The sequence below is a fragment of the Methylobacterium sp. WCS2018Hpa-22 genome, assembly GCF_031843785.1.
Classification (GTDB): domain Bacteria; phylum Pseudomonadota; class Alphaproteobacteria; order Rhizobiales; family Beijerinckiaceae; genus Methylobacterium.
Genome location: NZ_JAVTJA010000010.1, coordinates 62,541 through 81,675, shown reverse-complemented (window position 1 = coordinate 81,675; position 19,135 = coordinate 62,541). Strand labels below are relative to the sequence as shown.

Genomic DNA, 19,135 nt, shown 5'->3' with positions numbered 1-19,135 from the left:
GGAGAATATCCCCCTCAGCACGCCGCCACGTTCACCGCGAGACCGCCGAGCGAGGTCTCCTTGTACTTCGCCTGCATGTCGTTGCCGGTCTGGCGCATGGTCTCGATGACCTCGTCCAGGCTGACCCGATGGATGCCGTCACCGCGTAGTGCCAGGGAGGCGGCCACCACCGCCTTGTTGGCGCCGAAGGCGTTGCGCTCGATACAGGGGATCTGGACGAGGCCGCCGATCGGGTCACAGGTCATGCCGAGATGATGCTCCATGGCGATCTCGGCCGCGTTCTCGATCTGCAGAGTCGAGCCGCCGAGCAGCGCGGCGAGCCCGGCCGCCGCCATGGCCGCCGCCGAGCCGACCTCCCCCTGGCAGCCGACCTCGGCGCCGGAAATCGAGGCGCGGCTCTTGATGAGACCGCCGATGGCGGCCGCCACCAGCAGGAATTCGCGGCCGCGCTCGTCCGACCAGCCGGGGCAGAAGTCGCGGGCGTAGCGCAGGACGGCCGGGACGATCCCGGCCGCGCCGTTGGTGGGGGCTGTCACCACCCGGCCGCCGGCAGCGTTCTCCTCGTTCACCGCGAGGGCGAACAGGCTGATCCAGTCCATGATCTCGTGGGCCGGCCGGGTGTTGAGGTGGCGGTTGGCCTCCAGATCCTCGAACAGCTTCTTGGCCCGCCGCCGCACCTTGAGGCCGCCGGGCAATTCGCCGGTCTGGCGAAGCCCCCGGTCGATACAGGCGAACATCGCGTCGCGAATCGCGTCCAGCCCCTCGTCGATGACCTCGCGGCTGCGGCTCGCGCCCTCGTTGGCGCGCTGGACCTGGGCGATGGAAAAGCCGGTGCGCAGGCATGTCGCCAGCAGATCGGCGGCGCTGGCATAGGGCAGCGGAAACGTCATTGCCTCGCCCACCGCCGCCGCTTCCTCGCCGACCACGAAGCCGCCGCCGATGGAGTAGCAGGTGACCGTGTCGAGCACGCCGCCATGCGCGTCGAGGGCGCGGAACTGCATGCCGTTGGTATGGACCGGTAGCACCTCGGTGAAGTTGAAGACGAGATCGGTCTCGAGGGCGAAAGCCGGTCCACCGAGGCCGAGCCTGCCCGTCCGCTTCGCTTCGGCCACGTATTCGTCGACCCGGTCGGGGTCGATCCCGGCGGGGCTATGGCCGAGCAGGCCGAGAAGAATGGCGACATCGGTCCCGTGCCCACGCCCGGTCCAGGCGAGGGAGCCGAAGATCTCGGCGCGGATGCGCGCGAGGCCGGGACGCCGCCGCGTCCGCTCGCGGAAATCGAGGGCCGCCACCATCGGCCCCACCGTATGCGAGCTCGACGGGCCGATCCCGATCTTGAACAGGTCGAAAGCGCTGATCATCGGTCCCGGTCCGCCTCATCCGCAGCGTCGCGCCACCATGCGGCAGTGCGATCGCTCATCAGACAGACCGTGATCTGAAGATCGCGCCCCGTCTTCGCAAGTGCGCCGTCCGACCTGCGAAATCCGGGCCGGACACGTTCTGTTCCGACGGGCCGCGTGGCGGGGGCGATGCTCCGGCTCATATCAGGCCACACTGAACCTGACCCAAAGACCAGGGCCGCTGAGGTCTTGCGGACGACCGCCGCCGCGCCGTCGCGTGGGCAGACCTCGATGAGTCCGGCTCATCGAGGTCTGGTATCAGTGGAAGAACGGCAGAAAGTGCGGCGCGTAGAGGCCGAAGCCCAGCATCACGAGGCCGGCGACGCCCAGGAACCCCCCCGCCAGCGTCAGTGCGGCGATGCCGGTGATGACCTGGGCCGAGGCGAGCACGATGCCGATCTGGAAGGCGGCCGAGCCGAATTCGTAATGATGGTAGCGGTGGAGCGCGAGGTCGCGATGCTCCTGCGAGGCCCGCGCCTTCTCCTGCAGCTCCTTGCGCCCGTCGCCGGTGGCGGGGTCCGATTCCCAGCGCGCCATGGTCTTGGCCCATTCGGCCCGCTTGGCGGCGATGGCCGGTGCGTTGGCCGTCTCCGGCGGGATCAGGGCGAGGGTTTCGTCGGCGGTCTTGAGGATGGTGCCGCGGATGGTGCGGGCCTGGTAATAGGCCCATTGGTTGGAGGATTCGACGTTGGCGCTGAGCGCCTCGGTCTGCGCCCCCTTGGCCAGGGTCTCGGCCAGCGCCAGGAACAGCGCCAGCACCGAAATCAGCAGCGCGACCTTCTTGTTCGAGCCCTCGATGGCTCCGTGACCCGACATGCCGGATGCTCCCTCTCGTGTTCGACGGCGGGAGTCACAGCCGATCCGCCGAGGAAGCGCAACCGTTTCCTCGGTGGTTCTGGGCCTGCGTCGTCCGGCTCCTCAATCCTTGAAGACGTAGCCGGCGATGATCTTGAGCCCGACCGGGCGGCCGGCGGCGAGGCGGTGGGTATCGGAGGCCTCCACCACGACGGTCTTGCCTTCGGGGCGGTCCACCTCGATCCGCTGGCGGCCCTGGCTGCGGTAGGACGAACGCACATGGCCTTCGAGATGGGCCTGGTCGGGCTCGGCGAATTGCAGCTGCCACGGTCGCGCATAGAGCTTGACCGGGCCGACGAGACCGGCCGGGGCCTTGACCGGGGTCAGCCGGCCGTTGACCCGCACCTCGCCCCCCTGAACGATCGCTTCGACTTCGATCGTGTCGCCAAGGAACTTGAGCACGGTGGAGGAGACCGGGTTTTCCTGGACCTCGTCCGGGGTGCCGATCTGTTCGAGTCGGCCCTTGGACAGGACGGCGACGCGGTCGGAGAGCTCCAGCGCCTCGTCCTGGTCATGGGTCACGAAGATCGTGGTCTGGCCGGTGCGGTCGTGGATCTCGCGAAGCCAGCGGCGCAGGTCCTTCCTCACCTGGGCGTCGAGGGCGCCGAAGGGCTCGTCCAGCAGCAGCACGCGGGGCTCCACGGCCAGGGCGCGCGCGAGCGCGATGCGCTGGCGCTGGCCGCCGGAGAGCTGCGACGGGTAGCGGTCGGCGAAGCCCGAGAGCTTGATGAGGTCGAGGAGATCACCGACCCGGCGTTTGATCTCGGCCTTGGCCGGCCTGTCCGCACGCTTCCGGGCGTTGAGGCCATAGGCGATGTTCTCGGCCACGCTCATATGCTTGAACAGGGCGTAATGCTGGAACACGAAGCCGACGGCCCGCTCCTGCACCGGAACCCGCGTGGCATCGTCGCCGCCGAAGATGATGCGGCCGCGATCGGGAAAGTCGAGCCCGGCGATGATGCGCAGCAGCGTGGTCTTGCCCGAGCCCGAGGGGCCGAGCAACGCCAGCAATTCGCCCGCCTGCACGTCGAGGGAGAGGTCGTGCAGCACCGCCGCCGTGTCGAAGGTCTTCGACAGGTTCTCGACCCGGATCGCCGTGGACGAACCCACCGGGTCAGTGACCCCGTGCGCCCGCTGCGATCTCGGCACTGAAGCGCCATTCGAGGAGTGATTTGACGAGGAGGGTGACAAGAGCGAGGCCGGCAAGGAGGGAAGCGACGGCGAAAGAGGCAACGAAGTTGTACTCATTGTAGAGGATCTCCACGTGGAGCGGCAGCGTATTTGTCAATCCGCGGATATGGCCTGAGACCACCGACACCGCGCCGAATTCGCCCATCGCCCGGGCGTTGCAGAGGAGCACGCTGTAGAGCAGGCCCCAGCGGATGTTGGGCAGCGTCACGGTCCAGAAAGCGTGCCAGCCGGAGGCGCCGAGGGTCAGCGCCGCTTCTTCTTCGGCAGTTCCCTGTTCCTGCATCAACGGGATCAGCTGGCGGGCGACGAAGGGGAAGGTGACGAAGATCGTGGCGAGCACGATGCCGGGAACGGCGAAGATCACCTGGATGTCGTGCGCGATCAGCCACGGGCCGAGGAGGCCCTGGGCCCCGAAGACGAGTACGTAGATCAGCCCCGAGACCACCGGCGAGACCGAGAACGGCAGGTCGATGAGGGTCACGAGCAGGTTCTTGCCGCGGAACTCGAACTTGGCGATGGCCCAGGAGGCCATGATGCCGAAGACGAGGTTGAACGGCACGGCGATGGCCGCCGTCAGCAGGGTCAGGCGGATCGCAGAGCGCGCATCCGCCTCCGTGAATGCGGCGAGATAGGCTGACCAGCCTTTCGCGAAGGCCTGGATGAACACCGTCACCAACGGCAGCACCAGGAACAGGGCGAGAAAGACCACCGCGACCCCGATCAACACCACCCGGACGACACGGCCTTCCGTGACCACGCTCCGTGCGCGGGCGGGCGGACCTCCGGCCTGGAGATTGGGGTGCCGGACATCCGGGTTTCCGACAACGGCGCTAGACATAACCGAACCTCCTGCGGCTCCAGGCCTGGATCAGGTTGATGGCGAGCAGGGTCAGGAACGAGATCCCGAGCATGATCGTCGCGATGGCGCAGGCGCCCCCATAATCGAATTCCGAGAGCTTGATGACGATGAGGAGCGGGGCGATTTCGGAGACGTAGGGAAGGTTGCCGGCGATGAAGATGATCGAGCCGTATTCACCGACGCCGCGGGCGAAGGCGAGGGCGAAGCCCGTGAGCACGGCCGGGATCAGGGGCGGTAGCACCACCTTCACCAGCGTGTGCCAGCGGCCGGCGCCGAGGGTGGCCGATGCCTCCTCGATCTCCTTGTCGATCTCGACGATCAGGGGCTGCACCGTCCGTACGGCGAAGGGCAGGCCGATGAAGACCATGGCGATGTAGATGCCCACCGGCGTATAGGCGGCCTCGATCCCGAGCTTGGCGAGCTGTTCGCCCACGAGACCGTTGGGGGCATACAGGGAGGCCAGGGCGATGCCGGCGACGGCGGTCGGCAGGGCGAAGGGAAGATCCACCACCGCGTCCACGATCTTGCGGCCGGGAAACCGGTAGCGGGTGAGAACCCAGGCGATGAGGAAGCCGAAGACCGAGGCGGTCAGCGCCGCGAGGAGCGAAACCCCGAAGCTTACGCGCAGGGCGCTGGCGACGCGCGGATCGGTGGCGACCGCCCAAATTCCCGACAGGCCGAGGCCGGAGGCGCGGGCGACGAGAGCGGCCAGGGGCAGCAGCACGATGATGCCGAGGCAGGTCAGGGTATAACCGAAGGTGATCCCGAAGCCGGGAATCACACTGGGCTGACGGAAGCGTCGTCTCGGACGCAGAGGGGGCTCTGCCATGGGGTGGTCCTGATAATGGATCGCCTCGCTCACGCATCGGCGGGTCGGGAAGCGGGCACGGTGTCCGGCGGAGGTCGCCCCCTGCTCCCTGGGCACCCTCCCCGTGACGGCTGCTAGATTCACACACCTGCTCTTCAAGGCAGAGCGCGTCCCTCTCCCCCTTGTGGGGAGAGGCTAGGAGTGGGGGTGGCTCCGCCAGCCTCCGCAGCATCAGGGTCGCCCAACCACCCACACCACCTCCTCCTCCCCGCAAGGGGGAGGAGGAGGGCAGGGTAGCGCGCATACCGCGACATGTGTGCCTATCGTCGGCCGGAGAGAGGCGCGCTACGGCGCCGGCTTGCTCAGCTGGTCGAACAGCCCACCATTGTCGAAGTTCTTCCTCTGGATATCGTCCCAGTTGCCCTGAAGATCCTCGATCTTGAAAAGTTTCAGTTCGGGCAGCTGCGCTAGATGCTCGGGCTTGGCGGCCTCACGCTTGATCGGGCGGTAATGATGCTTGGCGAAGATCGCCTGCGCCGCGTCCGAATAGAGGAACTGCAGATAGGCCTCGGCCTGCTTGCGGGTGCCTTTCTTGTCGACATTGGCATCCACGAGGGCGACCGGCGGCTCGGCGTAGATCGAGGTCGGCGGAACGATCACGTCGAACTTGTCGCGGCCGAACTCTTCAAACACCAGATAGGCTTCGTTCTCCCAGGTCGGCAGCACGTCGCCGAGACCGCGCTGGGCGAAGGTCACGGTGGAGCCGCGCGCGCCGGTATCGAGCACCGGCACCTGCTTGTAGAGCTGGCCGACGAAGGCGTTGGCCTTGTCGGCGTTCTTGCCTTCCTTCTCGTAGGCGTAGCCCCAGGCCGCGAGGAAGTTCCAGCGGCCGCCAGCCGAGGTTTTCGGGTTCGGGGTGATCACCTTCACGTCGGGCTTCACGAGATCGCCCCAATCCTTCACGCTCTTCGGGTTGCCCTTGCGCACGAGGAACACCACGGTCGAGGTGTAGGGCAGACCTTCATTGGGCAGCTTGGTGCGCCAATCGGCAGGAATCTTCTTCGAGATGCGGCTGATCGCATCGATGTCGGAGGGGATGCCCAGGGTCACCACATCGGCCGGGATGCCGTCGATGACGGTGCGGGCCTGCGAGCCGGAGCCGCCATGGGCCGCGCGGATGGTGACCGTCTCGCCGGTCTTCGCCTTCCACTCCTCGATGAAGGCCGCGTTGATCTCCTTATAGAGTTCCCGCGTCGGGTCGTAGGAGACGTTGAGGAGTTCGGTCTGCGCCTGGGCGCTGCCGGTGGCGAACAGCGCGGACCCGAACCCTGCCGAGACCAGGCCGAGCGAACCGGCGCACAGGGCAATGACACGTCTGCGGTTGGACAGACGGCGGGCATTCGGCGGGGAGGATAGGTTCGAGCTCACAGGTTCGTCTCCGGCTACATCGCGGCTGCGGGACAAAGCCGTCCCGACGCCTCGGTGGCGCTAGGTTTCGTTCGTTTTAAAGAACAATGTCAAGCTTGACCGAGGGGTGCCTCTTTCGTTCTAGATAGGCAATTCTCCTTACGAAAGCGAAGGCGTGAGGAGGAAAACATTTGCTATAGAAGTATGTTCTATCTGTATCCGCGAAGGGAGAATATAAAGCCTCGGTCAGCTAGTTCTATAGAACGAACGTTCCGTAACATTTCCGGCGCCAATGTGCATTGCAGCATCAGGCCCGGTTTCCCGGGTCCGTACGCGCGGAGTGTCTCATAGGTGGGGTCGGTCATGGAGCTGCGATAGCGCGCCATTCCGGCCAGACACGACGGAAAACCGGATGCGGGAACCCGCAGCCGGTTGTGCTGGCAGAAGGGCTTCCCGAACGCCTGAGAATCAGGAGATCGGGACAGGCTTGGTCTGGAAGGAGCAGTGCCTGCGCAGGCGTCCCTTCGAGGAACGGCTCAGTCGGAGGCGAGGGCGACCAGGGAGAACAGGGTCGCGAGCAGGATGTTTCCGGCGACGACGAGAACGAGGACGGTCATGGGATGGGATTTCGCGGGTTGGCGGAAGACGGGCCGGGCAGGTCCAGCACGTAGCCGCGACCGATAGCACCGCAATTCTGAACGCTGTGTGTCGTCTCGCTCATCCCTCTGACGGATCGCGCCTGTAACGGGTCACCCCTTCCGCCGACTGAGCTTCGACAGCAGGGATTCGATGCGTTCGCCAACCGGTTCGATCAGCGAATCGGCATAATGGGCCCGCAGGTTCAAACCGAGATGGCGTCGCACGCTTGCCGTGAGCGATACCGGCCTGCCCCGCGGCGTCCGACCGTCCTGCCCGTCATCCGGCTGCATTTTGGTCATGAGGGGAACTCCGCTCATGCCGACTTCCCAAGGGGGGACTGGGTCGGCCCTGACCGGTAGGCTGCCAGGGAATGGTTAAGAACAATTTTATCCATTTCCGTAAAAAGTCTGTAAGGCCAAGCTTCTAGGGCGAGCGTCCCGTTTTCCCTTATCTGTCAATGACATTTTACATTTTTCGAAGCGAAATAAATCCGTCAGCCATACCACCGGGAGGAAACGGCGCGGGTGCAAAGGGTTGCGTCCGGCCAAGCCCCCTGGCGATCCGCAAACAGGGTTACCGAATGGTTTCCGGCTGTGGACGGCTGCGCCGAAGCGGGGTTACAACGCTCTCGCTCACTGAATCGGATTCAAGTGTTCGGAGAGCAAAAATCGCATGAAGGGGAGATCTTCAAAGAATGCAGACCATCACCATCACAGTGCGAGAACGTGACACCGTATTAGCGGCGCTGCGTTACTATCAATTCTATCGCCTTCAGGGCCATCCTTTCGATCCTCGGCAAGATCACCTGATCGATGCAATTGCAAGTCACTCAGGTGAAAGTCTAGATCTTGCGGAGATCGACGATCTTTGTGCCGGCATTCAGGGCAACAAACACGCCCTGAGCGCGGCTGCGTAACACCCCCACAGGGGGCCTCGATACGTCGGCGGCGGCCCTTCTGCGCCGCCTAAAGACGGGGATGGGCCGAGCGCCGCACACTCCACGTCTTCGCCAAGACGACGCTGGTCGGGGCGGATGTCCGAAACGGCCTAAAAGAAAAACCTTCTCTTTTCACGATTTGCCAGGACATCCTTCACGACCCGCTGGGCCATCGCCCATCCGGCCCACGTGCAGGCCGCAGGCACCGTGCCGGGCTCCCCCGGCCGGTGCGCCGCGACGATGCCCGAAAGCTCGACCGGACCCATCGGCCCTTCGCTTCACGGAGCCTTGGCGAGCTGATTCTTGGCCCGCTCGACCGCCGCGTTGCAGGCCTGGGCGTCGCCCTTGCCGTCGGCGGTGCGCGCCTCGTCCAGGGCGACCTTGGCCTGCATCGCGGCATCGGCGCCTTTTCCCGCCTCAGCGGATTTCTCCGGCGGAGCGGCCGGGGTGGAGGCATTGCCTCCCTGCGCGGTTTCCCCCTGGCCTTCGCGCGCGCCGGCCGCCGCCTTACCCGAGGTCGAGGCGGAGATGGCGCCCGTCGCCTCGTCCTTCACCCGCGTCTCAAGGCGCGCGATCTCTTCCGAACAGGGGGAGGCGAGGGCCGGGCCCGCCGCGAGGCCGACGGTGAAGCCGGCAGCCAGCAGCACGGCGAGGGGACGGGATTTCTGAATCATGGGGTATCCTCAAGGGGGGCTGTGACGGGACAACCCGTGTCCGGCCCCTTCGGCTCCCCTGACGCGGCGAAGTTTACGCCTCGGCGAACCCTGTCGATCCCGGCCGCCCACCGCCATGGTCGTGGTCGCATTCACCGTGGTCGGCCAGCACCTGGATGACCCGGCACTCACCCACCCGCCCGTGGCCGCATTCCGTCACCATGCGCTGCAACTCCGTACGCAGGGCGATCAGCCGGGTGATGCGCTGCTCCACCTCCGCGAGGTGACGTCTCGCCAGACGGTCCACCTCGGCGCAGGATTCCTCCGGTTGCGCGCTCATGGCGAGAAGTTCGCGAATCGCATCGACCTCGAAGCCGAGTTCGCGCGCGTGACGGATGAAGTTGAGCCGTGCCACCTCGGCGTCGCCATAACGGCGCTGCTGCCCATCGGTACGCGGGGGTGACGGCATCAGCCCGACCTGCTCGTAATAGCGGATCGTCGGCACCTTCACTCCGGCGCGGCGCGACAGGATTCCGATCGAGAACGTCATTTTCCGCTTGATCCTCTAGTCGCTAGAGCTTGTAAGCTTCTGTTTAACGACGAAACGAGGAGAGAGCCATGGCCGAATCCTGCTGCGGCACGAGCCTGAACCAGACTGAAGCCCACACGCATGTGCATTCCCACGATCATGCCCATGACACGGCGGGCGCTCACGATCACGCCGTGGCGACGCACGCTCCGAAGGCCTCGTCGCACGAGGAATCTTGCGGTTGCGGCGGGGGCGTTCCGGTCTTCGACGGGGTCGATCCGCGCTATAAACGGGTGCTGTGGTTCGTCATCGCCCTCAACGGCGCGATGTTCGTCACCGAGATGGCGGCTGGCCAGGCGGCTGGTTCGCAGGCGCTGAAGGCCGACGCCCTCGACTTCCTGGCCGATACCGTCACCTACGGCCTCAGCCTCGCGGTCATCGGTGCGAGCCTTCGCACCCGCTCGTTGGCGGCTCTGGCCAAGGGGGTAAGCCTCAGCCTGATGGCGGTCTGGGTCTTCGGCTCGACGATCTACCAGACGCTCGTTCTCGGCGTGCCGAGCGCGGAATGGATGGGCGGGATCGGCCTGCTGGCACTGGCCGCCAACGTCGCCTCGGTGCTGCTGCTGATGCGCTACAAGGACGGCGACGCCAATGTCCGCTCCGTCTGGCTGTGCTCGCGCAACGATGCCATCGGCAACATCGTGGTGATGGGCGCGGCGCTCGCCGTCTGGGGCACCACGTCGGCCTGGCCTGACCTCGCGGTCGCCGCCCTCATGGCCGGCATCTTCCTCACCTCTTCGGTCCAGATCCTGAAACAGGCCTGGGGCGAGTATCGCGAGGGGGGCCGGGAGGCGCAGGTCTTGGCGGCCGAGTGAGGGTGGGACCACCTTAATATGACGTGGTCATTCCGGGGCGCCGACGGCGAGCCCGGAATCCAGAGCCATCAAAGGTACAGGACCTTGCGCTGTCGGCGTTTCTAGATCCCGGACTCTGCTGCGCAGCCCCGGGATGACGTCGCTGATCCGGAAAATCTTCGGCCCCTTACAAGAAAGGGGCCGAAGAGTGTTGCGGTCTTACGAGCTCAGCTGGTCGCGGATCGGCAGCTGCCGGATGCGGCGGCCGGTGGCGGCGAAGACCGCGTTGGCGATGGCCGGCGCCACGGGGGGGACGCCCGGCTCACCGACGCCGCCGAGCGGACGGCTGTAGTCGTTGTTCTGGATCAGGTGGACGTGCAGCTCCTTCGGGGCGGCGTCGAGACGGGTGATCTCGTAACCGTCGAAGTTGTTCTGCTGCGCGCGCCCGTCCTTGAAGGTGATTTCGGCCGACAAGGCCAAGCCCATCCCCATGACGACAGCACCCTCCATCTGCGAGCGGATACGCTCCGGGTTGACCTGCGGCCCGCAATCGACGGCGATGTCGATGCGCTTGACCGAGACTTCGCCCTTGGCGCCCACTTCGACCTCGGCGGCGACCGCCGTGTGGGTGACGAAGCTGTAATGCCCGGCAATGCCGAGGCCCCGTCCCTTCGGCAGCTTGCGGCCCCAGCCGATCCCCTTGGCCGCCGCCTCGATGACGCCGCGCAGGCGCGCGGTCTCGATCGGGTAGCGGGCCGGGTCCTCGCCGTAATTCCACACATCGCCGATGGTGGTCGGGTCGATCACCCGGTCGGGGCCGATCAGGGCCAGCAGGTACTCCTTCGGGTCCTTGCCCGCCGCATGTGCCAACTCGGCGACAAACGACTGGATCGCGAAGGCGTGCGGGATGTTCGACACCGAGCGGAACCATCCGATGCGCACATGGGCGTCGGCCGCCGGGTTCTCGAGCCGGATATTCGGCACGGCGAACGGCGTGTTGGTCAGTCCCATCCCGAGCTCGAAGGGCAGCTCGTTCTTGGCGCCGGCGGCGAAGATCGAGCCGATCGTGGGCGCCGCCGAACGGTGGAGCCAGGCCACCGGCATGCCCTTGTCGTCGAGGCCGGCCTCCAGGCGCTCCACCGAGATCGTGTGGTAGTAGCCGTGATGGAGGTCGTCCTCGCGGGTCCAGGTGAGCTTGACCGGCGCACCGTCCACGGCCTGCGAGCACAGGGCCGCCTCGAGCACGTAATCGGGCTTCGACTTGCGGCCGAAGCCGCCGCCGAGCAGCGTCACGTTCACCCGCACCTTGTCGGCAGGCAGGTTGAGCTTCTTGGCCAGGCGGTCATGGGTCGCCTGGGGAGCCTGCGTGCAGGCCCAGGCTTCGCAGAACCCGTCCTTGATCCGCACGGTGGCGGCCGGCGGCTCCATCGGAGCCTGGACGAGATGGGGCACGAAATACTCGGCCTCGATCCGCTGCTTGGCCTTGGCCATGGCGCCGTCGACGTCACCCTGGTTGCGAACGACCTTGCCGGGCGCGCGCGCCGCCTTCTCCAACTCGCCGCGGAAGGCGACCGAATCGTAATGGGCGTTCGGGCCGTCGTCCCAGGTGATCTTCAGGGCGTCGCGGCCCTTCATTGCCGCCCAGGTGTTCTTGGCGATGACGGCGACGCCGCCGATCGGCTGGAACTCGGACGGGATCTCGGGCGTGTCGATCTTGAACACCTTGACTACGCCGGGGACCTTCATGGTCTCGGCATCGTCGTAGCTCGCCACCTTGCCGCCGAAGACCGGCGGGCGGGCAACGAGGGCGTAGAGCATCCCGTCGAGACGGGTATCGAGGCCGTACATGGCCTTGCCGGTGGTGAAGTCTTGGTTGTCGATGAGGCCGATCTTGCCCTTGCCGATGAACTTGAAGGCTTTCGGATCCTTCAGGGTCACGCTCTCGCGAGCGGGCACGGCGAGTTCGGAGGCTTCCGCCGCCACGTCGCCATAACCGAGCGTGCGCTTCGACTTGGCATGGGTGAGGACCGAGTTCTCGGCCTTCACTTCCGCTGCAGGCACGCCCCATTGCTTGGCGGCGGCCTGGACCAGCATGGCCTTCGCCGCCGCACCCGCATGGCGCAGGTGCGGGAAGAAGTGGCGCAAGCTCCGCGAGCCGTCGGTGTCTTGGTTGCCGAACCGGGCTTCGTCGCCCCAAGCCTGGGCGACCTTGACCTTGGCCCAATCCGCCTCGAGCTCGTCGGCGACGACGAGGGCGACGGAGGTGCGCACGCCCTGGCCCATCTCCGAGCGATGGCAGGTGATGGTGACGGTGCCGTCCGGCGCTATGGCCACGAACACCTTCGGGTCGTCCTGCCAGCCATGCGGCATGGCATCGGCGCCGAATTTCTTCGGCTCGTCCTTCTTGTCCTCGGCACGCGCGGAATCACGCCAGGACAGGGCGAGCACCAGGGCACCCATGCCGCCGAGCATGGCGCGGCGGCTGACATTGGCGAGAGCGCTGGGCGCTTCGGGGGCGGCGGCGGTCGTCTCGGTGGCGAGGTCGGCCATGATCTGTGCGTCGTGAATCACAGGCGCTCTCCCTTGTTGGCGGCCGGCGCGTTTCCGGCGGCCTGATGGATCGCGGCGCGGATGCGCGGATAGGTTCCACACCGGCAGAGGTTGCCGCTCATGGCCTCGTCGATCTGGGCATCGTTGGGCTTCGGCGTCTCCTTCAGGAAGGAGGCCGCCTGCATCATCTGCCCGCACTGGCAATAGCCGCATTGCGAGACATTGAGGTCGCGCCAGGCCACCTGGACCGGATGGTTGCCATCGGGCGAAAGCCCCTCGATGGTCACCACCTCCTGGCCTTCGGCTGCGGAGATGGGGGTGACGCAGCCGCGCACGGCAGTGCCGCCGAGATGGATCGTGCAGGCGCCGCATAGGGCCTGGCCGCAACCGAACTTAGTGCCGGTGAGGCCGACTTCGTCACGCAGGAACCACAGCAGCGGCATGTCGGGATCGCCGTCGAAGCTGCGTTCAGCCCCGTTCACGGTGAGTTTGATCATCGGTCTATCCTGTCATCGATCAGGCCACGGACCGGTCGAGATCGGCGGGCTACCGATCCGTTGGGCTCGCGAATACCTTGGAGGTCGTCACTCAGGCGCGGGGCGCGCGCGACACCGTCGCCGTCCCGCATCGAAACGTCCCTGAGGTGCGGCAGCGGATCCGGCACCCCTCGACAGGGAACCGTCGCAGTGCACGAAGCCCCCACGCCCCGTACCTCATAATGAATCCAATTAAACGGTAGGGGTGCTGCGGTGCAACGGTCGGCAGCCACGGGCGTCACTTTCGTGAAGCTCGGCCGAGGATTCGATGTGCTGTTGCGCACAGTACGTATCGGGCGTCTGGGACGCTTTCGAATGTCGCTCGTTGTTTATGCCGGCTCTGCAGACATCGCTCCAGCGGGCCTCGGTGAAGCGCCAAACCTTTCGAATCGCTTCGACATAACGGTGCTCGAACCGTCCGGCACTTCGCCTCGATCAGGTCTCCACGAGGCCGAAGCTGGACCCGCTCGCCTCGGAATCACCGCGCCCATGGGGCAGAGCGAGGTATTCCGATGAGCGCATCTCGATGAGGCGCGAGACCGTGCGGTCGAACTCGAACGCCTCTCGGCCCTCGGTCGCCGTGTAGAGGCCGGTCGGCTCGGCGGCGGCCGAGGCGATCAGTTTCACGTGGGCATCGTAGAACGTGTCGACGAGGGTGATGAAGCGCTTGGCCTCGTTGCGGTTCGCCTCGCCCATCACCGGGATGTCCGAAAGGATCACCGTCTTGAAGGAATGGGCGATGGCCATGTAGTCGGCGGCGCCCAGCGGCTGGGCGCAAAGGTCGGCGAAGCCGAACCGGGCGACGCCGGCGGCCTCCTCCGGCACGGCCACCTCGCGGCCTTTCACGCGGATCTTGGCAGGCTTGCCCCGGGCTTTGCCGGTGAGCCCCTTGAAGGCCTGATCGAGGGCGGCGGCGGCCGTCTCGTCGGCAGGCACATGATAGACCGAAGCGCCACCGAGCTTCTCCAGGCGGAAATCCGTCCGGGAATCGAGCTTCAGGATCTCGACCCGGCTCTTCAACTCCGCGACGAAGGGCAGGAACAGCGCGCGGTTGAGCCCGCCTTCATAGAGCCGGTCGGGCTCGACGTTGGACGTCGCGACGACGGTGACGCCGCGCTTGAACAACGCCCCGAACAGCCGGCCGAGGATCATCGCGTCGGCGATGTCGGTCACGGTGAACTCATCGAAACACAGCAACGTCGCCTCGTCCGCCAGGGCGTCGGCCACCACCGGGATCGGGTCGTCGCCCTTGGCCGTGCCCGCCTTGAGGGCCTGCCGGTGGGCATGGATGCGCTCATGGGCATCCGACAGGAAGCCGTGGAAATGGACGCGGCGTTTCTTGCCCGGCGCCGCCTCGTGGAAGAGGTCCATCAGCATGGTCTTGCCGCGGCCGACGGAGCCCCAGATGTACAGGCCCTTGGGCGGACCTTCGCTGTCGCCGCTGCGGCCGAACAGCCAGCCGAGCGCGCTGCCCTTCTTCGCCCGACGCCGCCTGTCGAGATCCTGGACCAGCCTGTCGAGGGCCCGGACCAGATGGGTCTGAGCCGGGTCGCGCTCGATGGCGCCCGACGAGACCAGCATGTCGTAGCGCGCCGAAACCGGACCGGCAGGAGAATCACCGCCCTGCGAACCGGCGGAGGATGCGGAACCTGAGGGGGGACTCACGGCGATGGCGACCTTGGATACGGGACGGCGCAAGGGCCGCGTGCGCGTCGATGGAACCGGTCCGGCGACAGGCCCGAAGACCGGTCTGCCGCGCGTCGCCGGAGGGATCAAGCGCGGCATGCCGGCCGGATGACGTTTTGTTGCATTGCACAAAACCGGCGGCGATGCCATCTCGTGGCCTCCTCGAGGGAGGTCACGCCCGGAGCCAGCGCACATCGACGCGATGTCATCCGGAGTACGACGGCACAATGCCCGACACCATTTCGACCGGACCGAATGTCCGGCGCCTCTGGCCCAGCGACCGAGCCATGGTCGAGGCCTATTTCCTGCGGCTCGACCCCGATACCAGAGCCAACCGGTTCATGGCCGCCGTGAGCGATGCTGCGGCCGTTGCGTATGCAGCCCGCGCCCTCAAGGTTGAAGGGCTGGTCTTCGGCGGTTTCGTCGAGGGGACCTTGCGCGCGCTCGGCGAATTGCGTCCGCTCACCGGCCCCGTGCCGGGGCTGAGCCTCGGCCGCGATGCGGAGGCGGCCTTCGCCGTGGAGCGCAGGTTCCGCCGCAACGGCCTCGGCCATGCCCTCTTTCGGCGGATCGTCTCGGCGGCGCGCAACCGCGGCGTCCGCGATCTTCATGTCCGCTGTCTCAGCTGGAACGGCCCGATGCGCGGGCTCGCCACCAAGCTCGGTGCCGAAGTGACCCTGGCCGATGGCGAAGCGGAGGGGGCGCTCGTCCTCGCCCGTCCGACGCCCGCCTCCCTCTGGCGCGAGGGGATCGACGAGGCGCTGGATTTCACCCTGGCGGTGGCCGCCGCCGCCGAGCCGCAGAAACGAGCGGCGTGAGAGATCAAGCGGATTGGCGGCGAGGTCGCCGGACGCTATCCTGGGTTACTCTCGGGCGTCGCCGTCGGCTTCGCATTCGCCCGGCTCCCTGTTCGAAAAGATCACTCCGCCATGAGATCCGTGCTCGCTGCCTGCATCGTCCTGGCTCCTCTCGCCGTTTCGGCGCAGGAGCGGCCGGCGACCCCCGCCATGCTCTGCGCCGACGCCGCAGCCCTGGTGAACCGCGTCGGGGCCATCGTGATGACGACGGGGCCGATCACCTACGACAGGATCGTCCGCGACGGTGGGTTCTGTCCCCTGCCGGAAGCGCCCAAACCCGCCTACGAACTCACCCAGGACGTGGCGAAATGCTTCGTCGGGTATGTCTGCCGCGACAAGTTCAACGAGGGCAGCACGCGCGACTGAGTCCGATCGCGGTTCAGGGCTACGGCCAAGCTGCCATGTTGAAGCCAAGTCTCCACCCGATGGCCGCCGCACCACGGCGCTAACGAAGCTCCTTCGATCACGATCGGGGAGGGGGCTTCTCATGACCATCGGCGAGAATTCAGCACAGGATCGGCGTTCCCGGGAGGGACATGCCACGACGCGCCTGGAGCATTGCGTCGCCCATACGCTGCGGGTGATCGAGGCGGCCCGCATCGAGCGGGAGGATGCGCCGGTGAAGGCGGCCCGTCGCCATCTGGCGGAAATCTACGGCGTCACGCGGCTCAACCGACGCCTGGAGCGCAATCGACATTCGGCGTGAATCCGGCGGCGTTCAGCGCGGCGCACGCCCCGGTTTCATCGCCAGCCAGATCGTATGGCGGGCGCCGCTGGTGACATTGGCCCTGACAGGAACCTCCTCCACGGCGAACCCGCCCCGGCGAAGGCGCTGAGTAAAGGTCCGGTCCGGATGCGCGGACCATACGGCGAGCACGCCGCCTGGCCGCAGGGCCGTCATGGCCGCGCCCAATCCCGCCCCGTCATAGAGCCTGTCATTGGCCGCCCGGGTGAGCCCGTCGGGGCCGTTATCGACGTCGAGGAGGATGGCGTCGTAGGCGGCGGTCGCCGAGCGGATCGCGCCGACGACATCGCCGATCCGCAGGTCCACCCGCGTATCATCGAGGGCATTCGCCGACAGGGCGCTCAATGGCCCGCGCACCCATTCCCCGACGTTCGACACGAGTTCGGCGACGACGATCGCGGCGTCGGGGCGCAACGCATCGAGGGCCGCGCGCAGGGTGAAACCCATGCCGAGACCACCGATCAGGAAACGCGCGCCCGCGCGGCCTCCGACCCGCTCCGCCGCGAGTGTCGCGAGCGCCTTCTCCGAGCCGCTGAGGCGGCTGTTCATCAGCTCGTTATGTCCGAGCTGGATCGAGAATTCGCTGCCGCGCTGAAGCAGCCGCAACTGGCCCTCGTCCCCGGGGATCGGTGCGGTGTCGAGGACGAGCCAGGGAATCATGAGCGGGGCCGGCGGGACTGCATGCCGACCCGGCTATCACAGCTGGGGCGGGGGATCACGCGATGCCGGGCAGGCGCCCCTCCCCCGACAGGGGAGGGGCCATTGGCATCCGGCTAGAACAGGCCTTCGATCTGCCCGTTGGCATCGAGATGGATGCCCTCCGAGGCGGGGACCTTTGGCAGGCCGGGCATGGTCATGATCTCACCGCAGATCACCACGACGAAGCCGGCGCCGGCCGAGAGCCGCACGTCGCGCACGGAGATGAGGTGGCCCGAGGGAGCACCCATCAGGTTCGGGTCGGTGGAGAACGAGTACTGCGTCTTGGCCATGCAGACCGGCAGGTTGCCGTAGCCGTCCTTCTCGAACTGGGCGAGCTTGGTGGCGGCCTTCGATTCCACCTGGATGTCGCCCGCGCCGTAGAGCTTGGTGGCGATGGTCTTGACCTTGTCGGTGAGCTTGGTGTCGGTCTCGTAGGCGAAGGTCAGCGGCTTCTGCTCGCCTTCGGCCAGCTTGACCACGGCCTGCGCCAGCTCCTCAGCGCCGGCTCCGCCTTCCGCCCAATGCTTGCAGGTGATGGCCTCGACATCGAGCTTCTCGCGGCACAGCTCCTTGAGCTTGGCATGTTCCGCGTCGGTATCGGCGTAGAAGTGGTTCACACCGATGACCACGGGCAGGCCGAAGCCGCGCACGTTGGCGACATGCCGGGCGAGGTTGGCGAAGCCCTTCTCCAGGGCGTCGAGGTTCTCGGAGCCGAGCTCCTTCTTCGACACGCCGCCATGCATCTTGAGGGCGCGCACCGTGGCGACGATGACCACCGCCGAGGGTTTCAGCCCCGCCTGCCGGCACTTGATGTCGATGAACTTCTCGGCACCGAGATCCGCGCCGAAGCCGGCTTCGGTGACCACGTAATCGCCGAGCTTGAGGCCGGCGCGGGTGGCGATCACCGAGTTGCAGCCATGCGCGATGTTGGCGAAGGGGCCGCCATGGATCAGGGCAGGGTTGCCCTCCAGGGTCTGGACTAGGTTCGGCTGCAGCGCGTCCTTGAGGAGCACGGTCATCGCGCCGGTAGCCTTGACGTCGGCCAGCGTCACCGGCTTGCGGTCGCGGGTCTCCGCGATGACGATGCGGCCGAGACGGGCCTCGAGGTCGTCGAGATCACGGGCGAGGCAGAACACAGCCATGACTTCCGATGCCACGGTGATGTCGAACCCGTCCTCGCGCGGGAAGCCGTTGGCGACACCGCCCAGCGACTGGGTGATCGACCGCAGGGCGCGATCGTTCATGTCGACGACCCGGCGCCAATGGATGCGGCGCACGTCGATATTGAGCTCGTTGGCCCAGTAGACGTGGTTGTCGATGAGCGCGGCGGCGAGGCTGTGCGCCGAAGTGATGGCGTGGAAATCGCCGGTGAAGTGCAGGTTGATCTGCTCCATCGGCACGACCTGGGCCTTGCCGCCGCCGGCGGCACCTCCCTTCATCCCGAAACACGGGCCGAGCGAGGGCTCGCGCAGACACATCACCGTCTTCTTGCCGATGCGGTTCAGCGCATCGCCGAGGCCGACCGTGGTCGTGGTCTTACCTTCGCCCGCCGGGGTCGGGCTGATCGCGGTCACGAGGACGAGCTTGCCCTCGGGCTTCGATTCCAGCGACTTGATGAAGGCGTGGTCGATCTTGGCGATATGCCGGCCGTAATGGTGCAGGGCATCTTCCGGCACGCCGATCTTCTCGGCCACCTGCGTGATCGGCTGCAGGGTAGCCGCGCGGGCGATCTCGATGTCTGAGGGCATTGGTCTCTCCCGGTCTGTCGTCGCGATGGCGTGTCGCGCTTAACGCTTCTTGTGGACGATCGTGGGTTCGCGGCGTCCGGCGGCGACCCGCGAACAATCCATGCTTCACCGTTGCCATCACTGTGAGCGATGGAGCAAGCAAAAGCGCGTCGGAATTTTTCAACCCGTCTGCAAAATTTCAT

Annotated in this window: 20 protein-coding genes; 6 read left to right on the top strand and 14 right to left on the bottom strand. The window is 66.6% G+C overall.

Translation table 11 applies throughout. From position 1 onward, the window contains the following. Positions 1-14: 14 nt before the first annotated feature. From RQI43_RS14730 to RQI43_RS14700, 7 genes are all read right to left on the bottom strand, one after another. The gene (locus RQI43_RS14730) at positions 15-1,361 is read right to left on the bottom strand and encodes an L-serine ammonia-lyase (RefSeq protein WP_311275621.1); all 1,347 of its coding nucleotides are present in this window, start codon (positions 1,359-1,361) and stop codon (positions 15-17) included. Between the two features lie 297 nt (positions 1,362-1,658). After that, the gene (locus RQI43_RS14725) at positions 1,659-2,216 is read right to left on the bottom strand and encodes a DUF4337 domain-containing protein (RefSeq protein ID WP_207411111.1); all 558 of its coding nucleotides are present in this window, start codon (positions 2,214-2,216) and stop codon (positions 1,659-1,661) included. A gap of 102 nt (positions 2,217-2,318) precedes the next feature. Continuing rightward, on the bottom strand, positions 2,319-3,365 hold the full coding sequence (locus tag RQI43_RS14720; RefSeq protein WP_056422852.1) for a sulfate/molybdate ABC transporter ATP-binding protein: 1,047 nt from the start codon (positions 3,363-3,365) through the stop codon (positions 2,319-2,321). Positions 3,366-3,369: 4 nt separating this feature from the next. After that, entirely contained in the window at positions 3,370-4,284 is a 915-nt protein-coding gene (gene cysW, locus RQI43_RS14715; RefSeq protein ID WP_056422841.1) for a sulfate ABC transporter permease subunit CysW, read from the bottom strand. Beyond that, a complete protein-coding gene (gene cysT / locus RQI43_RS14710; RefSeq protein WP_056423334.1) occupies positions 4,277-5,134 on the bottom strand; it encodes a sulfate ABC transporter permease subunit CysT in 858 nt (285 codons plus the stop codon). Before cysT ends, cysW begins: the two co-directional genes overlap by 8 nt. Before the next feature lie 324 nt (positions 5,135-5,458). Further along, positions 5,459-6,454 carry a sulfate ABC transporter substrate-binding protein gene (locus RQI43_RS14705; RefSeq protein WP_405030633.1) on the bottom strand — a complete coding sequence of 332 codons (996 nt, stop codon included), beginning with the start codon at positions 6,452-6,454 and terminating at the stop codon, positions 5,459-5,461. 815 nt (positions 6,455-7,269) lie between these two features. After that, positions 7,270-7,458, bottom strand: coding sequence for a NepR family anti-sigma factor (locus tag RQI43_RS14700; RefSeq protein ID WP_311275619.1), 189 nt, complete (start codon positions 7,456-7,458; stop codon positions 7,270-7,272). A gap of 395 nt (positions 7,459-7,853) precedes the next feature. On the opposite strand from RQI43_RS14700, the gene RQI43_RS14695 reads away from it, so the two are divergent. Then, positions 7,854-8,075, top strand: a complete 222-nt coding sequence (locus RQI43_RS14695) for a hypothetical protein (RefSeq protein ID WP_018045985.1) — start codon at positions 7,854-7,856, stop codon at positions 8,073-8,075. A 299-nt stretch (positions 8,076-8,374) separates the two neighbouring features. Here RQI43_RS14695 and RQI43_RS14690 read toward each other — a convergent pair whose 3' ends face one another. Both RQI43_RS14690 and RQI43_RS14685 read right to left on the bottom strand, forming a co-directional pair. Further along, complete coding sequence (locus RQI43_RS14690; protein ID WP_056422839.1) at positions 8,375-8,770, bottom strand: hypothetical protein; 396 nt, start codon at positions 8,768-8,770, stop codon at positions 8,375-8,377. Between the two features lie 73 nt (positions 8,771-8,843). Then, positions 8,844-9,299, bottom strand: a complete 456-nt coding sequence (locus tag RQI43_RS14685) for a helix-turn-helix domain-containing protein (RefSeq protein ID WP_056422836.1) — start codon at positions 9,297-9,299, stop codon at positions 8,844-8,846. Between the two features lie 68 nt (positions 9,300-9,367). Between RQI43_RS14685 and RQI43_RS14680 the strand changes: the two genes are divergently transcribed. Continuing rightward, entirely contained in the window at positions 9,368-10,153 is a 786-nt protein-coding gene (locus RQI43_RS14680) for a cation transporter (RefSeq protein ID WP_311275618.1), read from the top strand. Positions 10,154-10,351: 198 nt separating this feature from the next. On the opposite strand, the gene RQI43_RS14675 is transcribed toward RQI43_RS14680, so the two are convergent. The 3 genes from RQI43_RS14675 to zapE form a co-directional block, all read right to left on the bottom strand. Next, the gene (locus tag RQI43_RS14675; RefSeq protein ID WP_311275617.1) at positions 10,352-12,703 is read right to left on the bottom strand and encodes a xanthine dehydrogenase family protein molybdopterin-binding subunit; all 2,352 of its coding nucleotides are present in this window, start codon (positions 12,701-12,703) and stop codon (positions 10,352-10,354) included. After that, complete coding sequence (locus RQI43_RS14670) at positions 12,700-13,179, bottom strand: (2Fe-2S)-binding protein (protein ID WP_056422827.1); 480 nt, start codon at positions 13,177-13,179, stop codon at positions 12,700-12,702. Before RQI43_RS14670 ends, RQI43_RS14675 begins: the two co-directional genes overlap by 4 nt. A gap of 474 nt (positions 13,180-13,653) precedes the next feature. Further along, positions 13,654-14,799, bottom strand: a complete 1,146-nt coding sequence (gene zapE, locus RQI43_RS14665) for a cell division protein ZapE (protein ID WP_082470597.1) — start codon at positions 14,797-14,799, stop codon at positions 13,654-13,656. Positions 14,800-14,887: 88 nt separating this feature from the next. Here zapE and RQI43_RS14660 point away from each other — a divergent pair, with 88 nt between their 5' ends. The 4 genes from RQI43_RS14660 (at position 14,888) to RQI43_RS14645 (ending at position 16,467) form a co-directional block, all read left to right on the top strand. Then, the gene (locus tag RQI43_RS14660) at positions 14,888-15,016 is read left to right on the top strand and encodes a hypothetical protein (protein ID WP_311275616.1); all 129 of its coding nucleotides are present in this window, start codon (positions 14,888-14,890) and stop codon (positions 15,014-15,016) included. Between the two features lie 115 nt (positions 15,017-15,131). Continuing rightward, positions 15,132-15,722, top strand: a complete 591-nt coding sequence (locus RQI43_RS14655) for a GNAT family N-acetyltransferase (RefSeq protein WP_311275615.1) — start codon at positions 15,132-15,134, stop codon at positions 15,720-15,722. Between the two features lie 111 nt (positions 15,723-15,833). Then, a complete protein-coding gene (locus RQI43_RS14650) occupies positions 15,834-16,127 on the top strand; it encodes a hypothetical protein (protein WP_311275614.1) in 294 nt (97 codons plus the stop codon). Positions 16,128-16,248: 121 nt separating this feature from the next. Continuing rightward, a complete protein-coding gene (locus RQI43_RS14645) occupies positions 16,249-16,467 on the top strand; it encodes a hypothetical protein (RefSeq protein WP_056422815.1) in 219 nt (72 codons plus the stop codon). A 12-nt stretch (positions 16,468-16,479) separates the two neighbouring features. Here the strand turns inward: RQI43_RS14645 and RQI43_RS14640 are convergent, their stop codons facing one another. Continuing rightward, the gene (locus RQI43_RS14640) at positions 16,480-17,166 is read right to left on the bottom strand and encodes a spermidine synthase (RefSeq protein ID WP_311275613.1); all 687 of its coding nucleotides are present in this window, start codon (positions 17,164-17,166) and stop codon (positions 16,480-16,482) included. A 113-nt stretch (positions 17,167-17,279) separates the two neighbouring features. Further along, positions 17,280-18,953, bottom strand: a complete 1,674-nt coding sequence (locus RQI43_RS14635; protein ID WP_207411104.1) for a formate--tetrahydrofolate ligase — start codon at positions 18,951-18,953, stop codon at positions 17,280-17,282. Positions 18,954-19,135: the final 182 nt, after the last annotated feature.